This window comes from Alteromonas nitratireducens (assembly GCF_040812025.1).
GTDB lineage: Bacteria > Pseudomonadota > Gammaproteobacteria > Enterobacterales > Alteromonadaceae > Alteromonas > Alteromonas nitratireducens.
The window spans coordinates 21,922-37,444 of sequence record NZ_JBFNPK010000009.1; the positions used below are offsets into that span (position 1 = coordinate 21,922).

The 15,523-nt window shown below is 53.8% G+C and carries 13 protein-coding genes; 4 read left to right on the forward strand and 9 right to left on the reverse strand.

Annotation, left to right across the window (positions count from 1 at the left end; all coding sequences use genetic code 11):
- Positions 1-212 precede the first annotated feature (212 nt).
- Together AB1N33_RS09560 and AB1N33_RS09565 are read right to left on the reverse strand one after the other, a co-directional pair.
- Positions 213-3,323: an efflux RND transporter permease subunit gene (locus AB1N33_RS09560; protein ID WP_411271323.1), complete on the reverse strand. Its 3,111-nt coding sequence runs from the start codon at positions 3,321-3,323 to the stop codon at positions 213-215.
- Between the two features lie 2 nt (positions 3,324-3,325).
- Positions 3,326-4,384 (reverse strand): efflux RND transporter periplasmic adaptor subunit, encoded by a 1,059-nt coding sequence (locus AB1N33_RS09565; protein ID WP_411271324.1) that lies wholly within the window; start codon positions 4,382-4,384, stop codon positions 3,326-3,328.
- A gap of 102 nt (positions 4,385-4,486) precedes the next feature.
- Here AB1N33_RS09565 and AB1N33_RS09570 point away from each other — a divergent pair, with 102 nt between their 5' ends.
- The 3 genes from AB1N33_RS09570 to AB1N33_RS09580 are packed head-to-tail and all read left to right on the forward strand — an operon-like array spanning position 4,487 to position 7,043.
- Entirely contained in the window at positions 4,487-5,068 is a 582-nt protein-coding gene (locus tag AB1N33_RS09570; RefSeq protein WP_411271325.1) for an NUDIX hydrolase, read from the forward strand.
- Positions 5,065-5,832 carry a class II aldolase/adducin family protein gene (locus tag AB1N33_RS09575; RefSeq protein ID WP_411271326.1) on the forward strand — a complete coding sequence of 256 codons (768 nt, stop codon included), beginning with the start codon at positions 5,065-5,067 and terminating at the stop codon, positions 5,830-5,832. Before AB1N33_RS09570 ends, AB1N33_RS09575 begins: the two co-directional genes overlap by 4 nt.
- A gap of 20 nt (positions 5,833-5,852) precedes the next feature.
- A complete protein-coding gene (locus AB1N33_RS09580; RefSeq protein ID WP_411271327.1) occupies positions 5,853-7,043 on the forward strand; it encodes a mandelate racemase/muconate lactonizing enzyme family protein in 1,191 nt (396 codons plus the stop codon).
- 21 nt (positions 7,044-7,064) lie between these two features.
- Here AB1N33_RS09580 and AB1N33_RS09585 read toward each other — a convergent pair whose 3' ends face one another.
- The 7 genes from AB1N33_RS09585 to AB1N33_RS09615 form a co-directional block, all read right to left on the reverse strand.
- Positions 7,065-7,646: a hypothetical protein gene (locus tag AB1N33_RS09585; protein WP_411271328.1), complete on the reverse strand. Its 582-nt coding sequence runs from the start codon at positions 7,644-7,646 to the stop codon at positions 7,065-7,067.
- Positions 7,639-8,199 (reverse strand): sigma-70 family RNA polymerase sigma factor, encoded by a 561-nt coding sequence (locus AB1N33_RS09590; RefSeq protein ID WP_411271329.1) that lies wholly within the window; start codon positions 8,197-8,199, stop codon positions 7,639-7,641. Before AB1N33_RS09590 ends, AB1N33_RS09585 begins: the two co-directional genes overlap by 8 nt.
- A 16-nt stretch (positions 8,200-8,215) precedes the next feature.
- Positions 8,216-8,851: a TonB family protein gene (locus AB1N33_RS09595; RefSeq protein WP_411271330.1), complete on the reverse strand. Its 636-nt coding sequence runs from the start codon at positions 8,849-8,851 to the stop codon at positions 8,216-8,218.
- 88 nt (positions 8,852-8,939) lie between these two features.
- Positions 8,940-10,103, reverse strand: a complete 1,164-nt coding sequence (locus AB1N33_RS09600) for an energy transducer TonB (RefSeq protein WP_411271331.1) — start codon at positions 10,101-10,103, stop codon at positions 8,940-8,942.
- Between the two features lie 70 nt (positions 10,104-10,173).
- Positions 10,174-11,031, reverse strand: a complete 858-nt coding sequence (locus AB1N33_RS09605) for an amidohydrolase family protein (protein ID WP_411271332.1) — start codon at positions 11,029-11,031, stop codon at positions 10,174-10,176.
- 2 nt (positions 11,032-11,033) lie between these two features.
- The gene (locus tag AB1N33_RS09610) at positions 11,034-11,783 is read right to left on the reverse strand and encodes an SDR family NAD(P)-dependent oxidoreductase (RefSeq protein ID WP_411271333.1); all 750 of its coding nucleotides are present in this window, start codon (positions 11,781-11,783) and stop codon (positions 11,034-11,036) included.
- A 61-nt stretch (positions 11,784-11,844) separates the two neighbouring features.
- A complete protein-coding gene (locus AB1N33_RS09615; protein WP_411271334.1) occupies positions 11,845-13,224 on the reverse strand; it encodes a M24 family metallopeptidase in 1,380 nt (459 codons plus the stop codon).
- Between the two features lie 199 nt (positions 13,225-13,423).
- Here AB1N33_RS09615 and AB1N33_RS09620 point away from each other — a divergent pair, with 199 nt between their 5' ends.
- The gene (locus tag AB1N33_RS09620; protein ID WP_411271335.1) at positions 13,424-15,184 is read left to right on the forward strand and encodes an acyl-CoA dehydrogenase family protein; all 1,761 of its coding nucleotides are present in this window, start codon (positions 13,424-13,426) and stop codon (positions 15,182-15,184) included.
- The last annotated feature ends 339 nt before the right edge of the window (positions 15,185-15,523 follow it).

Consider the following 15,523-nt stretch of genomic DNA (forward strand, 5'->3'; position numbering starts at 1 on the left):
CTCAAAACTGCAAAACGTGACGGGTGTTATCATTCGGGGCGCATTCTAATAGTTCGCGTTTAATATGTACAATTAGACGAATTATCTAATCGCTTCAAATTTCATACGCAAAAATAAATTAAAAAAATCAGTAATTTGATTGCAAAGACAACGAGGGTGATTTTTCAGGCGGGGAAAATAAAACGCCCGGCATCACAGCCGGGCGGTCATCGTTACTGAATATCCCCTTTTTTATAGGGCAGGGTTTCGTCCAGATGCTCCACTTCTTTGGTCAGTTTCAGCGGTGAATCGGTATGGCGGGCCAGCCAGGCATATGCCGTGGGCACCACATACAGTGTCATAAAGGCTGACACCAGCACCCCGGCGAAAATCACCATACCGATAACCATACGGCTTTCTGCACCCGGCCCGCTGGCCAGTACCAAAGGAAGCGAACTGAAGATGGTTGTAAATCCGGTCATCACGATAGGACGCAGACGTTGTGTCGCCGCTTTTCGTAACGCCTCTTCGAACGCGATACCGGCGTCACGCAACTGATTGGCGAACTCCACAATCAATATGCCGTTCTTGGCCGCCAGACCAATCAGCATAACCAGACCAATCTGGCTGTAGATATTGATAGTCATGTCTGCAAAGAACAGTCCCATGTAGGCGCCAACCAGTGCCAGCGGTACCGTCAGCATAATCACCAGCGGGTGCACCCAGCTCTCAAACTGTGCGGCCAGGATGAGATAGGTTACCGCCAGCGCCAGCATAAACACGTAGACGAACGAGTTCCCCGCTTCCTGATAAAGCTGCGACTCGCCTTTGTAGTCGATTGACACCGTGTCCGGCAGTTCAGTGCGCACAATATTTTCCAGGAAAGCCAGTGCCTGTCCGACCGTATAACCTTCGGCGAGGTTCGCGGATATGGTTACCGAGCGCATGCGGTTATAGCGGTTCAGCTGTGCCGAGGTCGCCTGTTCAGTAAACGTGACCAGGTTATCCATTGGGATCAGCTCACCGGTGCGTGATGACCGCACGTAAAGGTTATCGATGCTGCTTGGGCTGCGATAGTCCGCTTCAATCCCTTCCATGATGACATCGTACTCCTCGCCACGATCCAGGTAGGTCGACACACGGCGCTGACCCAGCATGACTTCCAGAGTGCGACCAATATCGGTAATAGAGACACCCAGGTCAGCAGCGCGATCACGGTCAATGTTGATAAGCAGTTGTGGCGATGTTTCCTTGTAATCGGAGTCGATACGAATGAGGTTAGGGTTTTCAGCCGCCTTCTCCATGACAGTGTCACGCCACTCCACCAGATTCTCGTAAGTATCTCCCTGCAGTACAAATTGTACCGGACGGCCAAATCCGCCCCCGGCGATAGCACTGCGCATGATGGCAAATGCGCGTACATCGGGCACGTCATTGAGCTTCCGGCTGATTTCATCCATTAAGTCGAAGGTCGAATATTCGCGCTCTTCCCACGCTGCAGCTCCGACAATAGCGATACCGGCATTGCCACCAAAGCCAGGCGTTCTGACCAGCAGCCGGCTGATTGTGCCATCCTCACGGTAAGGCATCAGAATCTCTTCGATCTTCTTCAGGTTAGCCGCATTACTCTCAAAGCTGGCACCTTCCTGCGACTGCATCAGAATGAAAAAATTACCGCGGTCTTCACGCGGCACAAACTCGCTCGGGACCCGCTCTGAAAGCTGAATAACGGCAACGACTGCAATGATCAGCAGCACACTCATCATCAGTGGCTGATGCAGGGTTTTGCCCAGGCTGTTGAAGTAACCACGTTCGAGCTTTTTAAAGCCTTTATCAATGAAATTACCGAAGCCGGATGTCCGCTCGCGCTTTTTCAGCAATTTCGACGACATCATGGGTGACAGCGTCAGGGCGGTGAAACTCGAGAACGCAACGGCAGCGGCAATAGCCAGCGCAAACTCGGTGAATAACCGGCCAATGTTACCCTCAAGAAATACCAGCGGAACAAACACACTGATCAGTACCAGGGTGGTGGCGATAACCGCAAAACCGACCTCGCGTGCACCGCGGTAGGCAGCAAGCAGCGGTGGCTCACCAAGCTCGATACGCCGATATATGTTTTCCAGCACAACGATGGCGTCATCCACCACCAGACCAATGGCCAGCACCATCGCCAGCAGCGTCAGCAGGTTGATAGAAAAGCCCAGCGCATACATCACCACAAACGCACCGATGAGCGAGACTGGCACCGTTACCGCGGGGATCAGGGTTGCCCTGATATTGCCCAAAAACAGATAAATCACGATCACCACCATCAGCATGGCGATACCCAGGGTGTTGTATACCTCGTTAATGGACTCTTCGATAAACACCGACGAATCATAGCTCGGCACGATAAAGATGTTGTCCGGCAGGCTTGCGCTGATGCGCTCAATCTGTACTTTTGCGGCGCGCGCCACATCCAGGGTATTGGCTTTGGACTGCTTAACAATACCCAGGCCTATCATATTGACGCCATCACCACGAAACTCAGTTTCATCGTCTACCGCCGCCAGCTCGACGTTAGCAATTTCACCCAGCTTAACAAGATAACCATCGTCACCAACGGCGACGGTCAGGTCGGCAAAGTCATCCGGGGTAAGGAAGCTGCGCGCCACCCGCACTTCAAAATTACGATCCGTCGACTCCACCTCACCGGCCGGCAACTCAACGTTTTCCGTGCGGATCACTGATTCAACGTCAGCCACTGTTATGCCACGGGCTGCCATGGCATTGCGGTCGAGAAACACTTTCATGGCGTACGTGCGACCGCCACCAAGCTGAACGCGTGCAACCCCATCGACAATAGACAACCGATCAACCAGGAAGCGTTCCGCGTAATCGGTCAGCTCCATGGTATTAAGGTTGGTACTGCGCAGGTTGTACCACACCACCACACTTTCATCGGAATTGGCTTTTGAGACCTCCGGCGGGTCTGCCTGGTCAGGCAGGTTATTCAGTGCCCGGCTTACGCGTTCACGCACATCATTGGCCGCCGCATCAATGTCGCGGCTGAGCTTAAACTCAATCGTAATACTGGAGCGCCCGTTACGGCTGGTCGAGGTAATGTTTTTAATCCCTTCGATACCGGATATCCGGTCTTCCAGCAACTGCGTAATACGGGTTTCAATAATGTTCGCTGAGGCACCCGGGTAATTGGTGTTAATCGACACAATCGGCGGATCGATATCAGGGTACTCTCGCAGCGAGAGCATGCTGAATGCCACCACACCAAAAATAATCAGCAGCAGATTAACTACTGTGGCGAAAACCGGCCTTTTTACCGAAATATCCGACAGCAGCATGATTATTCTCCGTTACGGTTCAGTACGTTGACGGGTGAACCGTCGCGAACCCGCAGGGTTCCCTCCGTCACCACCTGCTGCCCTTCGCTCAGCCCTTCGACAATCTGCACCAGACCCGGCTTACGCTCGCCAATCACCACTTCGGTTTCTGTCACTTTGTCGCCGTTAACAACAAACACAAACTGTTTGTCCTGAACCGGCACCAGGGCTTTTTCCGGCACAATCAGAGTATTCAGTACCTGCTTTTCTACGGTGATGGTCAGCAGCATCCCCGGACGAAGCCGGGCATCCGGATTATCAATAATTGCACGCACCAGCACTGACCGTGTCACCGGGTCGACCCGCGAGTCTATGGTACTGATGGTTCCGGTGAACGTTTCGCCGGGATAGGCCGCCGAGGTAGCATACACGTTCTGACCGGCTGACAGGCTGGCCAGATGCCTCTCTGCAACACTAAAATCAACCTTAATCACGCTGATATCATCCAGCGTGGTGATCACGTCAGCAGGCCTGATAAGTGAGCCTTTACTGACGTTCCGAATCCCCAGCATGCCAGAGAACGGCGCATGAATCTGCAAGTCGGCCAGCTGTGCCCGCGCGACATCAAGCTGGGCCCGTAACGCTTTCACCCGCGCCTGCTGTTCATCGAGTAACTGCTCAGACGCTGCACTGGATTCGCGCAGGTTTTCGATACGTTTTAACTGACGCTGCGCCTCCGCGATATTCGCTTTTAGTTCTTCAATGCGGGCTTTTTCTTCGTTGTCATTAAGCTGGACCAGCAGTTGTCCTGCTTCCGCTTTCTCGCCGTCGTCGAAGAACACGGACTGCACCGTATCGGTGACCTGCGCAGTGATGGTCACCGACTCATTCGCATTGGCCGTGCCCAGCGCTTCAATGGTTACCGGGAACGCCTGACGTGTTACCGTGGCAGTCTTTACTGGCGTGGCACGATGCTGTGGGCCGGATTGCTGTTGTGAATCAGGCAGGTTGATGTAGGCAACCACACCACCAAGAATTAACACAGCCACCAGCAACGGTGATACTTTTGAAGCAAGCGACATAAATCGGTTCCTTATTTCGCTCAGACACGGGGGCAGGCTATCGACCTGCAAAAACCGGCTGAACATGATTAACGTCAGAATCTGGGTATTGTACGTATTCCTATGAAGAAAAAGTTTCTCTTATCATCTATTTTCGCGGTTTTACCGCTTTTTGGCTGTGACAGCAGCATACCGCCACTGCCTGCCTGCAGAACAGCGCAGCCGGATAGTCCCGGCGAGGCTGCAGGCTGCCTGATTTACGCCGATGATGAGGTTTTGCTTATCGGCCATCGTCTGTCCGGCAGGCTCGACGTGCCAGGCGGCGGACGCAACGCGGGCGAGACACTGCCCTGTACCGCGCACAGGGAAACGTTCGAGGAAACCGGTCTGAACGTGTTTGTTGGTGAGCGCGTTGGCAGCACCGATAATGGCATGGTACTTTATGCCTGTGTTGCCGCTGATGACCTTGCTGTCTTGCCTGCGCGCTTCAGTCCCCCGCCGTGGGCACAGACTGAAGTGAGCCACCTGGAGAAAACGCGCCTGTTTACGCTGGATGACGACGCGCTGCGTTTCAAAGACGACCTGATCCCGCTACGGGACGCCTTCATCCGCGCAACCACCCGGACACCAGCGAGACCGGAAACACACAACCAGACTCCCGCTTCCCGCGGTAACGATGTTAACTCAGAAGGAGTAATGCAGTGATAAACCTGCCAGAGCTGAATCTCAAAGGTAAGGTGTCTGACGAAGAATGGCAGACGCGGGTTGATCTTGCCGCCTGCTATCGGCTGGTCGCAGAGATGGGATGGGGCGACCTGATTTATACCCACATCTCAGCCAAGGTACCCGGCACCTCTGATTATCTGGTCAATGCATTCGGCCTGACGTTTGAGGAAGTCACTGCCTCAAACCTCGTGAAGGTCGCACTGGACGGAACCATCATTGATGACACCCCGTTTACGATTAATCCTGCCGGCTTCACGATTCATAGCGCGATCCATGAAGTACGTGAGGATGCCGGCTGTGTACTGCATCTGCACACCAAGGCAACAATTGCTATTGCCTCTGTCGAAGGCGGGCTGCAACCGTGGAGCCAGTACTCGCTGTTTTCATTGCCTTCACTGAGCTATCACGGCTATGAAGGGCTGGCAGTTGAAGAGGGAGAAAGAAAACGGTTACAGACCGATTTGGGTGACACCAATCATATGCTGTTACTGAACCATGGCGGACTCACTATCGGTCCCACCGTAGGCGACGCCTTTATGCGCTTTTATGACCTGCAGCGTGCCTGTGAAATTCAGCTCGAACTGATGCAGGCCAATGCCAGTGTTCACGAGATCCCGCAGCCGATTGTCGATAACATCTATCGTCAGGCCAACGTCGTACACAGCGGCGAAACCGGTGGCCAAAAAGCCTGGCCGGCTATGCTGAGAAAGGCGTACCGTCTGGATCCGGGGTTTTGTAAGTAATTACTCACAGGGTACTGTAAATGAAAATCACCAAAGTAGAAATTTTCGATATTGAATGTCCCAAGCGTCCGGTGTGGAACCCGGTTTTTGTGCGCATTTATACCGACGAAGGCATTACCGGCGTCGGCGAGGCAGGACTGGCCTATGACTTAGGCCACAGCGCTGCGGCCCATATGATTAAAGAAATTGCCGAAGCCATGCTGATTGGCTTTGACCCCTTCAACACCGAGGCGCTGTGGGCGAAAATGCTGCGCGAGAGTTTTTGGGGGTTGGGCGGCGGCCCGGTCATTTATGCCGCCATGAGCGCGATTGATACGGCACTCTGGGATATCCGTGGCAAGGCGTTGAACTTGCCGGTTTACGCGCTGTTAGGGGGTAAAACCAATGGCAAGCTGCGCTGTTACGCCAGTCAGTTACAGTTTGACTGGGACACCGAAATCAGAAAGCTCAACGATCCATCGGACTACGCGCGTGCCACTGAAAAAGCCCTGAAAGAAGGCTATGACGCCGTCAAAGTCGATCCCATTGTCTATGACAAGGACGGGGTGACGCATTATGACCGCACCAAACTTTTCACCAAAGCCGAAATGAAACTGTTCCGTGCACGCCTTAAGGCCATGCGGGATGTGATGGGAGACGATGGCGATATTATCTTTGAGTGTCACAGTCTGCTCGGCGCCAGCACTGCCGTTCAGCTCGGTGACATCGTTGAGGAAATGGAATGCCTCTACTACGAGGAGCCGGTGAACTACCTCAACGCCCGTCTTCACGAAAAAGTCGCAAACCGGGTCAATGTGCCGATTGCCGGTGGCGAGCGTCTGTATAACCGCTGGGATATTCGTCCGTACCTGGAGTCACAGTCACTCGATGTGCTCCAGCCTGATGTCGGATTATGCGGCGGCTTTACCGAAACCAAGAAAGTCTGTGACTATGCCGACATTTATGATGTGCGTATTCAGGCGCATGTGTGCGGCGGTCCCGTTGCTACTGCCGCCAGCCTGCATCTGGAAACAGCAATTCCAAATTTCCTGATCCACGAGCATCACACCTATGCGACCAAAGACTGGAACCGTGAGCTTTGCATTCAGGATCCACAACCCGTCGATGGCTTCATTGAGGCGCCTGACACACCAGGAATTGGTATCGAGCTGAACGATGAGGTGGTCTATCGCTCACCGCACATGACAGTAACCGAGCTCAAAAATGTCTGATGCTGATAACCAGGGCAGTGTTTAACACTGCCTTGGCTCAGGTAGCCGTCGAAGGGCAACAATATAGCCGTCATCATCAAAACCGACGGTAACCGTCTCTCCGGGCCTGAGTGCAACAGGCAACCGTCCCTCCCTGATCATTCGCGATACCAGACTGTCTGATAGTTTTATTAACTCATCCTTGCAGGTCGTCAGCGCCAGCTCGCCCTGATTCTGCAACACAGTAGCGGACTGTGAATACCGGGCAGTCATGATCCTGTCCTGCTGCAGATATTGCGCATAATAGACACGCTGCAAGCGCTTATGGTCAGCTATCTCGGTATCAACTGTCGAGGGGGCATAACCATGCAACTGCACATTACTCACCACCATCATGTCCCGCTGTCGGGTCACTTGCGTATGCATCATCACGAACACGCCCACCGCCAAAAGCGCTACGCCGCCGGCAACGGCCCGCGCCCAGCCCCCCCAGGAGACGAATTCGTCCCCTCCTGAACGCCCTCTGGCTACACGTAAAAGATATCGCTTAGCAGAAGCAGGAGCATGATAACGACGCTTAAACTGCTGGTAGGCCTTATCCAGCCGGTCTTGCTGATTAGTCATGGTACTTCTCCAGACGCTGTCTGAGTGTGTGGCGGGCATAACGAAGCCGGCTTTTGATCGTTTCTGTGCCGCAATCGCACATGGTAGCAATTTCCTGCAGTCCAAAGCCTTCCTGCTGAAGACAGAACGCTTCGCGCTGTTCAAACGGTAAGGCATTGAGTGCAGCGCCAAATGCCTCAGCCAGTTGGTTATCAACATCACAAAACTCGCAGCCCGCGCTTACCTCGGCCTGCGAAGATGGATGTCCTGACCGTTTTCTAAGATCATCAAGCAGGGTGTGACGGCCCAGTGTAAACAACCAGCCTTTGAATCGTCCGGAACCATTGAACAACCGTCTTTTTTCGATGACTTTCAGCCAGGTTTTCTGCGCGACATCCTGAGCCATATCGTGCCCACATAACGCCAGCAAAAAATGATATAAATCATCAGCACGGCGGTCATAAAGCGCCGACAATAAACGGGCGTCACCAGTTTGCGCATAGCGCTGCATCAGCGTTTCATCATCAACCGGCATATTCAGCCAGTGTCGTAATGACAGAACCACACTCACCATATCGCACCTCCTGCGATTACTGCTGCAGACTAAATTCCAAAATGACCTGCATTCCCGGCTGACTTATTGCGCGGCCATCCTGCCTTTTCGGCTGATATTTCCACTTCGCCAGAGCTCTGCGGGCCGCACGGTCGAAAATTCGCTTTGGTGCTGCGTCCACGATTTCAATATCGCGCACGGCGCCCAGAGGGTCAATAGTAAAACGCAGAGCGACCCACCCTTCTATCCCGTCACGCGCGGCCTCAGCTGGATACGCGGGGTCAACGCGTACAATTGGCCGCACCTCCTGATCGCCGGCGCTGAACGTGACGCGATCATCGAGTTCAGGCGGATCCAGCGCCGGTCCCTGATAACCTATCGTATTGTTCAGATCATTCGGCGTGGTTTCGGTTGGTACCGGTCGCTGAACCGGTGGCGTTTTTACGCGTTCAGGGCGTGGCCTGACCGGTGTTTTGATGCGGGTTGTCTGCTCTTCCAACTGCAAGGTGACAGGGCCAATCGTCGCCACAGTTCCCGCGTCAACTGACACCGTATCGGTTTCAACCAGCTTTGCCATAACAGCAAACAAACCAAAGGTGATGAGGACAGCACTACAGAGGCTAAATAGCGGTTTCGCAGCGCTAGCGGGCGTTTCATAAGCCAGGGTATTCATCGTGTTCTCCTTCTGACAATATCCCAGAGTCATGAATAAGACGCAGGGCAGCATCAGAAGGGGTTAAACTTTTTCTCAGAAAATGACGTCAGTGCCCAGGAGAGTCTGCTCCGCTAGAAAACTGTGTGATGTTGGTGACCGCAGCGGCATTAACTTCAATCAGCCGGAACGCCGTGCCCTGGTCACCCTCCATTAATAACCGGCATTCCCCCCAGCTTTCGGGAACAAGCCAGGTGACATTTTCCGCCACCGTGTATTTCTCCCGGTGGCTATCGCAACGCACTTCCACGGTAGTCAGGTTTCCCCGGATATCAGAAAATCCAAACCCCTGTCGCGCCAGAATATGAAACCGGCTGCCTGACTCATCTATCGTCACCGGCACGGCAATTGGCTGCTCTGAGGCAATCAGTGTATTAACCTCGTCAATGAAGGGGCGCAGCGCTTCATAGCGCGCTGACTGCCCATCCATGGCTTTCAGCGCATCCGCTGAACGCAGTGCATACTTATACTGACCAGCTTTTACATTCAGCACGAACAGGCGCTGATGAATATACGCCATGTAGTCGTCGTCAAACGTAGCATGCTCTCTGGTGTGGGTTTTCGCACTGGACAGGGTACGAACCAGGCTCGCCAGTTCTCGTGACTCATCGCCCTCTTTCGCGGCAAGTGTTGCATCCAGATTCCACAGCCAGGCATTTTCATAACGATTCCGGTTTTCTGACTCATGTAACGCGGTGAGCTCGTGTCGTGCGGTTTCCAGTTCATCCTGCTGGATCAGCACATCTATCGCTTTGTACTGGCTGACAAATGAACGCCGTGCACCGCCTCGCTGGTTTAGCACAAAATCAAACTGTACCGACTGATGGCATTGCTGTGTCGGCTTGCCATCCTTCATTGCAGGCGCAAACTTCCACTGTTTCAGTGCATTTAGCGCCTTTCGCTTAAACTTTTGGCTGCCGGCGAAATCATCAATCACCGGGTCAACCACGTTGCCCTCGGTATCTATCACATAGCTCATTTTCACCCACCCTTCTCCGCCCAGCTTGGCGACATGTTTGGGGTAGGATGGCGTCACTTTTTCAATTGGTCTGGCCGGGGTAAACGCGCTGATGCGCACAACCTCGTCCGGCGCTGTGCTGTTCAGCGTTTGCTCAGTGTTCTTGTCACACGGCAGCGTTACGTCCTGGGCGGCCACTGCGGCAAATGGCAGAAGGGCACTCACTATGACACTCAGCGCGGTAATCGGCCTCATAAAACGTCCTGTTTATTTCCTGTCCTTATAACATACTCTGGCCATACGCCTGACGTGGCGTCAACGGCGCCTAGCCAGATAACACCGGAATGTTATACCAGGCTGCCGCATTATGACACAACAGCGCGTCAGCCTTATCACCGGTGTCCATGCTGGCGAAGGTTTGCCACAATGACGTGTACGAGCCACGCCAGCGGCAAAGGGGAGCGTTACTGGCAAACATGATACGGGTATCGTCAAATGTCGCCAGCACCGGCTCGATTATCCTTTTCAGGTGTGCTGTCGACCACCGGCGATGCTGCATTTCCAGACCGGAAATTTTAATCGCTACGGTGGGAAAGGCCGCAAGCAGGCGAAGGCTTTGTTGCCAGCGCCGAAATCCCGCTTCAGTTTCATCCGGCATGCCGGCATGGTTGAGGGTAATTTTCAGGGTGGGATAACGCGTAAGCAGGTCGCAAAGCTTTTTTACAGCGACGCTGTCTGACAATGACAGCTGGGCCTCAAACATCAGGTTTCTGGCGGCCAGTTGACCCAGACGATACCTGACCGCCGGCTGGATCAGAAGCGCCGTCGCCTGACCATCAAGGATATCACGCACCCCAACCACCGATAACAGCGCCGCCACCGCATCCAGTTGCTGAAAAAATCGTGCGGAGGTTAACGATACACCCGCAATGCTTCTAAATGGCAGGCGGCAGTGAGCCTGCAGCCGGTGAATCTCCCGCCACGGCGCGTCGTTATCAAAGCCAGCTTCAATGTGCACGAATCCCGCCACGGTAACCGGACCATGGCGGGGCAGGTCACGTTCGGTCGTTTCCGCGGCAATCGCTGGCTTATCCGGCCAGAACGGTGGGTTTTCTGGCCTCAGCCAGTCATAGCGTCCCTCGGAGGGGAAAAAGAAATGCAGGTGGGGGTCGACAACACGCATGATTATTGTGCGGTATAACCGCCATCTACCGCATGCAGGCTGCCAGTAATAAACTTCGCCCGGTCACTGGCCAGAAAGAAGGTCAGTTCAGCCACATCTTCCGGTTGTCCCAGCATACCCAAGGGTTGCTCAGCAGCCTCTTGCGCAACAACCGCCGCCTTATCTTCACCACTTTTCGCAACGTAGTTATCAATGGCGTTATGAAACAACGGTGTTTCTATGGTGCCCGGACATACCGCGTTTACGCGGATGTTATAGGCGGCATAATCCAGTGCCGTAGTGCGCGCAACTGATGCCAGCGCCGCCTTGGTCAGGCCGTAGGCGAATGAGTTGCGTTTTCCGACAAACGACTGATCCGATCCCATCACAATGATCGCCCCCGCCTGGCTTGCTTTCATGGCCGGCAGCACCGCGCGAATAGCTGCGTACGCCCCTTTAACATTAATTGCAAACACCTTATCCAGCATGGCTTCGGTGGTCTCTTCCAGGGTTGCAGAAAGATGTATACCGGCGTTGCATATCAACGCATCAACACGCCCCCACTCCTGCAAGCAGCCGGCAATGACGGCCTCAACTGCAGCGACATTACTGACATCACAGGCATGCCAGCGAGCGCCGCTGACCGGCCTGGCAAAATCGCTCAGGTCCAGATTAATCACCTGATACCCTTCACTCGCAAAGCGTTCACAGACCGCCAGTCCGATCCCGTTACTTCCGCCGGTCACAATACATACACGAGAGGTCTGACCCATATTATTTGCTCCTGATTAATAATGACACGTCAGGCTCTTTGCCCTGAACCTGATAGCGCGGCTAGTTTACCAGATGCCACTGCGTCTGACGTCCCGCCAGATACCATACCGTGTTACCGTCAAACACCGCACTCTGCTCCAGCTTTATCTGCACCCACTGGCCATCCCATTCAGGTACTGTCGTTTTGATATTGCCTTCAATGGCATACGCTGTGTTGGGATACAGCACCCAGTCACCTTCGACCGGTGTGGGCCCCTGATTGTCCCACATTCCAATGGTCGGCCCGGCGGCATGACCTACAAAGCCAAGCGGATGCGTATAGGTACTGCTTAGCAGCCCCGCATTTTCTGCGGCACGCTGAGTGGCGGCAAGAATAGCATTACCCGAACGTCCGGTGACAAATTCAGTGGTCAGTATATCCTGCCACTGGTTTCCCTTCGCCAGCGCCACTTTGAGACCGTCAGGCACATCCGGCTCACCCAGCCTGAGGACATACCCCATCTCCTGGGTATCAGTGCACAGGTTCAGGTAACAAATACCCACATCGGTATGCAGCACATCGCCCCGCTGTACCGTTCTGTTGTCCTCGCCCATAAAGACATCGTCCTGAGCGGTATCATCTCCGTGGCGCTGAATATTCACGTAAGGCTGAAACCAGGGACGTAACTGCAGTGCTTCAAAACGTTCACGAATGTACCAGGCAATATCCTGTGTAGTGGTCGCGCCGGGCGTGATGACCTTACTGGAAAAGGCTTCTGCAATAACAGCTCGCGCCAGCGCTACAATCTGTGGATACACCTGCAACTCTTTTTCGGTGCGGGTTTCCATCCACCGGACCGCCAGTTTCTCAGCGCTGACCAGACGCTCGCGGTATTTTTCAGGCAGACTGTCACGCAATCTCTGATGCAGTCCCGCACTCAGACCGTCAGCCAGAGCCCATTCCTTGCTGACATTGATCCCAATCCGCTTAGGATCGCGCTCGGCAATCACGTCTGCCAGACGCTGCCATTGTGCATCATCGCTGCCGCCGTCCCAGACCGTTGGATACAGCTCACCAATCGGATACCGACTGACACTGAAACGCTCGACACTGCCATCAGGCTGCTTATAAAACACCAGCAGTGTGGTCCGCCGTGCGGCGAAGGTTGGCTGGGGCACCAGGGTGTAAAACAGCCGGTCTTCACCATATTCACGGTTAATCACCAGCCACATATCCAGATCAGCGTCTCTCATTAACGCCGGCAGCAGATTGTCCAGGCGGTCAGTGACTATCTCATTGTGGGGTGTTACACGCTCTCTGAACGAAAGCACACCAGGCATGGCATCAAGGGTTCTGCCCTGAGCGAATTTCTCGTTCGTCTGAGAGGTTGCCTGAGAGAGCGGCATAAACAGTGTCAGCAGTATCAGCGTCTGGCGCAGCATAATCATGTTCCGTTGCATAAAGAAAAATCAGTATGCCAGCCATTGCCGTAAAATAACACGGGCTTTGTCAGCCATAACCAGCTACAGAACTGGCGTTCTTTATCAATGAAGTTGCAACCAGTCAGATTTAAATTAACTTTTAGTAAATGGATTACATTGCGCCGAGGATGGGCATATAATGCAAATCAAACAACCGTTTGAAAAATAGGAGACTGACATGCCTCAGTACCACGCCCCACTTGCTGACTTTCAGTTCCTGATGAAGGACTGGCTGGCGCTGGACAAACATTATCAGGACCTGGGCATTGGTGATTTCGATATGGATCTTGCCAGTGAAGTCATTGCCCAGGGTGCAAAATTCGCTACCGATGTGGTTGCCCCGCTGAACCGTGAAGGGGATGAGCAGGGCTGCCGTCTCGAGAATGGCAAGGTCACCACACCAGACGGATTTGCTGCAGCCTATCAGGAATATGTCGCTAATGGCTGGAACGCGATGCTTGGCAGTGCCGACTATGACGGTCAGGACCTGCCTTACACCATGGCGGTCCCGGTTCACGAAATGCTCAACAGTGCCAACCTGAGCTGGCGTCTGACCACCATGCTGACAGAAAGCGCGGTATTGGCCGTTACCAAGCATGCCAATGACGAACTGAAAGACACCTACCTTGCCAAGCTTATCAGTGGCGAATGGACCGGCACGATGAACCTTACTGAGCCTCATGCCGGTACTGACCTGTCACTGCTGACCACCAAGGCCGAGCCTCAGGCTGATGGCACCTATAAAATTACCGGTAACAAGATTTTCATCACCGGTGGTGATCACGACTGGAGCAGCAACATTGTACACATGGTGCTGGCCCGTTTACCCGACGCGCCAAAAGGCGTGAAAGGCATCAGCCTGTTCCTGGTACCTAAATTCCTGCCCGACGCAAACGGCGAGCCTGGCGAAGCCAACTCACTGTCAGTCGGCAGTATTGAACATAAGATGGGTATTAAAGCCAGCCCGACCTGTGTCATGAATTACGATGGCGCAACCGGCTTTCTGGTCGGTGAGGAAAATCAGGGACTGGCCTGCATGTTCACCATGATGAACGATGCCCGTTTTCAGGTTGGTCTGCAAGGACTTGGCGCAGCAGAAGCCTCGTTCCAGGGCGCGCTGACCTACGCGCGTGAACGTCTGCAGTCACGCGCACCACAGGGGGTTCAGCAACCGGATGAAAAAGCCGATGCGATTGTCTTTCAGCCCGATGTGGCCCGCATGCTGCTTACCCAGAAAGCGCTGACTGAAGGCTGTCGTGCTCTGTCATTGCTGTACGCAAAGTACATGGACATTGAAAAACTCGGCGATGAAGACGCCAAGGTCCACGCAGAACAGGTACTGCAATTCCTGACGCCGGTCTGCAAAGCCTTTATGACCGACATGGGACTGGAAGTCACCAGTCTGGGCATTCAGATTTTTGGTGGCCACGGGTATATCCGTGAATGGGGTATGGAGCAGTTGATGCGCGACACCCGTATTGCTCAGCTTTACGAGGGGACCAACGGTATTCAGGCGCTTGACCTGATTGGACGTAAGCTGACCCGTGATGGCGGACACATGCTGAAAGCCACCTTTGATGCCTTTGACGCACTCATTGAAGACATCAACAATGACGAGGACAAAGCCCGCGCGAAAATGCTGCTGGAAGACTGGTATGCGGATTCGCGCGACTGTCTGGCCATGTCGCCTGCCGATGCGGCATCTGCGGCCTGTGACTACCTCGCCTACACCGCGTACGTTCTGTTAGGCGTGCTGTGGCACAGTATGGCAGACAAGGCGGCTGCGGGTGACAATGCCACGCTTGCCAGTGCAAAGCGTAAAGTGTGCGACTTTTACCATGCACGCATTCTGCCGCGCGCCGTGGCGCACAAAGAGGCGTATCTGGCAGGTACTGACTGTGTGCTTGACGTGTCAGGCAGCGAGTTTGATTACGTCTGACCCTGTCTCTGCGCTGCTAAAGCCCGCCGCACTCTGACGGCGGGTTTTTATTTTCAGCTCCACCCCGCCTTTACCGCTGTACAAAAAACAAACCGCCCTGACCTTTGCGTCGTCAACATCGAGTCAGTACGGCAATATTGCGCGTTTCAGGTGTCGAAAAAGGCGTGGTCGCGCCCGCGTAACATGCGCCCGATATCCCCTGCCCAGCCTGTTGCCCCTGCGTATCTCTTTTTGCAAGGCATATTACCTAACACCTTATTTTTTAATTACTTTTTAATAAAAACCGTAAGCTAAACGACGACGGCCGTCACGACCAACAAACAAAATATTACGACCAGT

What these genes read in the sequence shown, in the direction of transcription:
- AB1N33_RS09560 (WP_411271323.1), bottom strand. Translation starts at nt 3,323, where the DNA reads ATGCTGCTGTCGGATATTTCGGTAAAAAGGCCGGTTTTCGCCACAGTA.
- AB1N33_RS09565 (WP_411271324.1), bottom strand. Translation starts at nt 4,384, where the DNA reads ATGTCGCTTGCTTCAAAAGTATCACCGTTGCTGGTGGCTGTGTTAATT.
- AB1N33_RS09570 (WP_411271325.1), top strand. Translation starts at nt 4,487, where the DNA reads ATGAAGAAAAAGTTTCTCTTATCATCTATTTTCGCGGTTTTACCGCTT.
- AB1N33_RS09580 (WP_411271327.1), top strand. Translation starts at nt 5,853, where the DNA reads ATGAAAATCACCAAAGTAGAAATTTTCGATATTGAATGTCCCAAGCGT.
- AB1N33_RS09585 (WP_411271328.1), bottom strand. Translation starts at nt 7,646, where the DNA reads ATGACTAATCAGCAAGACCGGCTGGATAAGGCCTACCAGCAGTTTAAG.
- AB1N33_RS09590 (WP_411271329.1), bottom strand. Translation starts at nt 8,199, where the DNA reads ATGGTGAGTGTGGTTCTGTCATTACGACACTGGCTGAATATGCCGGTT.
- AB1N33_RS09595 (WP_411271330.1), bottom strand. Translation starts at nt 8,851, where the DNA reads ATGAATACCCTGGCTTATGAAACGCCCGCTAGCGCTGCGAAACCGCTA.
- AB1N33_RS09600 (WP_411271331.1), bottom strand. Translation starts at nt 10,103, where the DNA reads ATGAGGCCGATTACCGCGCTGAGTGTCATAGTGAGTGCCCTTCTGCCA.
- AB1N33_RS09605 (WP_411271332.1), bottom strand. Translation starts at nt 11,031, where the DNA reads ATGCGTGTTGTCGACCCCCACCTGCATTTCTTTTTCCCCTCCGAGGGA.
- AB1N33_RS09610 (WP_411271333.1), bottom strand. Translation starts at nt 11,783, where the DNA reads ATGGGTCAGACCTCTCGTGTATGTATTGTGACCGGCGGAAGTAACGGG.
- AB1N33_RS09615 (WP_411271334.1), bottom strand. Translation starts at nt 13,224, where the DNA reads ATGCAACGGAACATGATTATGCTGCGCCAGACGCTGATACTGCTGACA.
- AB1N33_RS09620 (WP_411271335.1), top strand. Translation starts at nt 13,424, where the DNA reads ATGCCTCAGTACCACGCCCCACTTGCTGACTTTCAGTTCCTGATGAAG.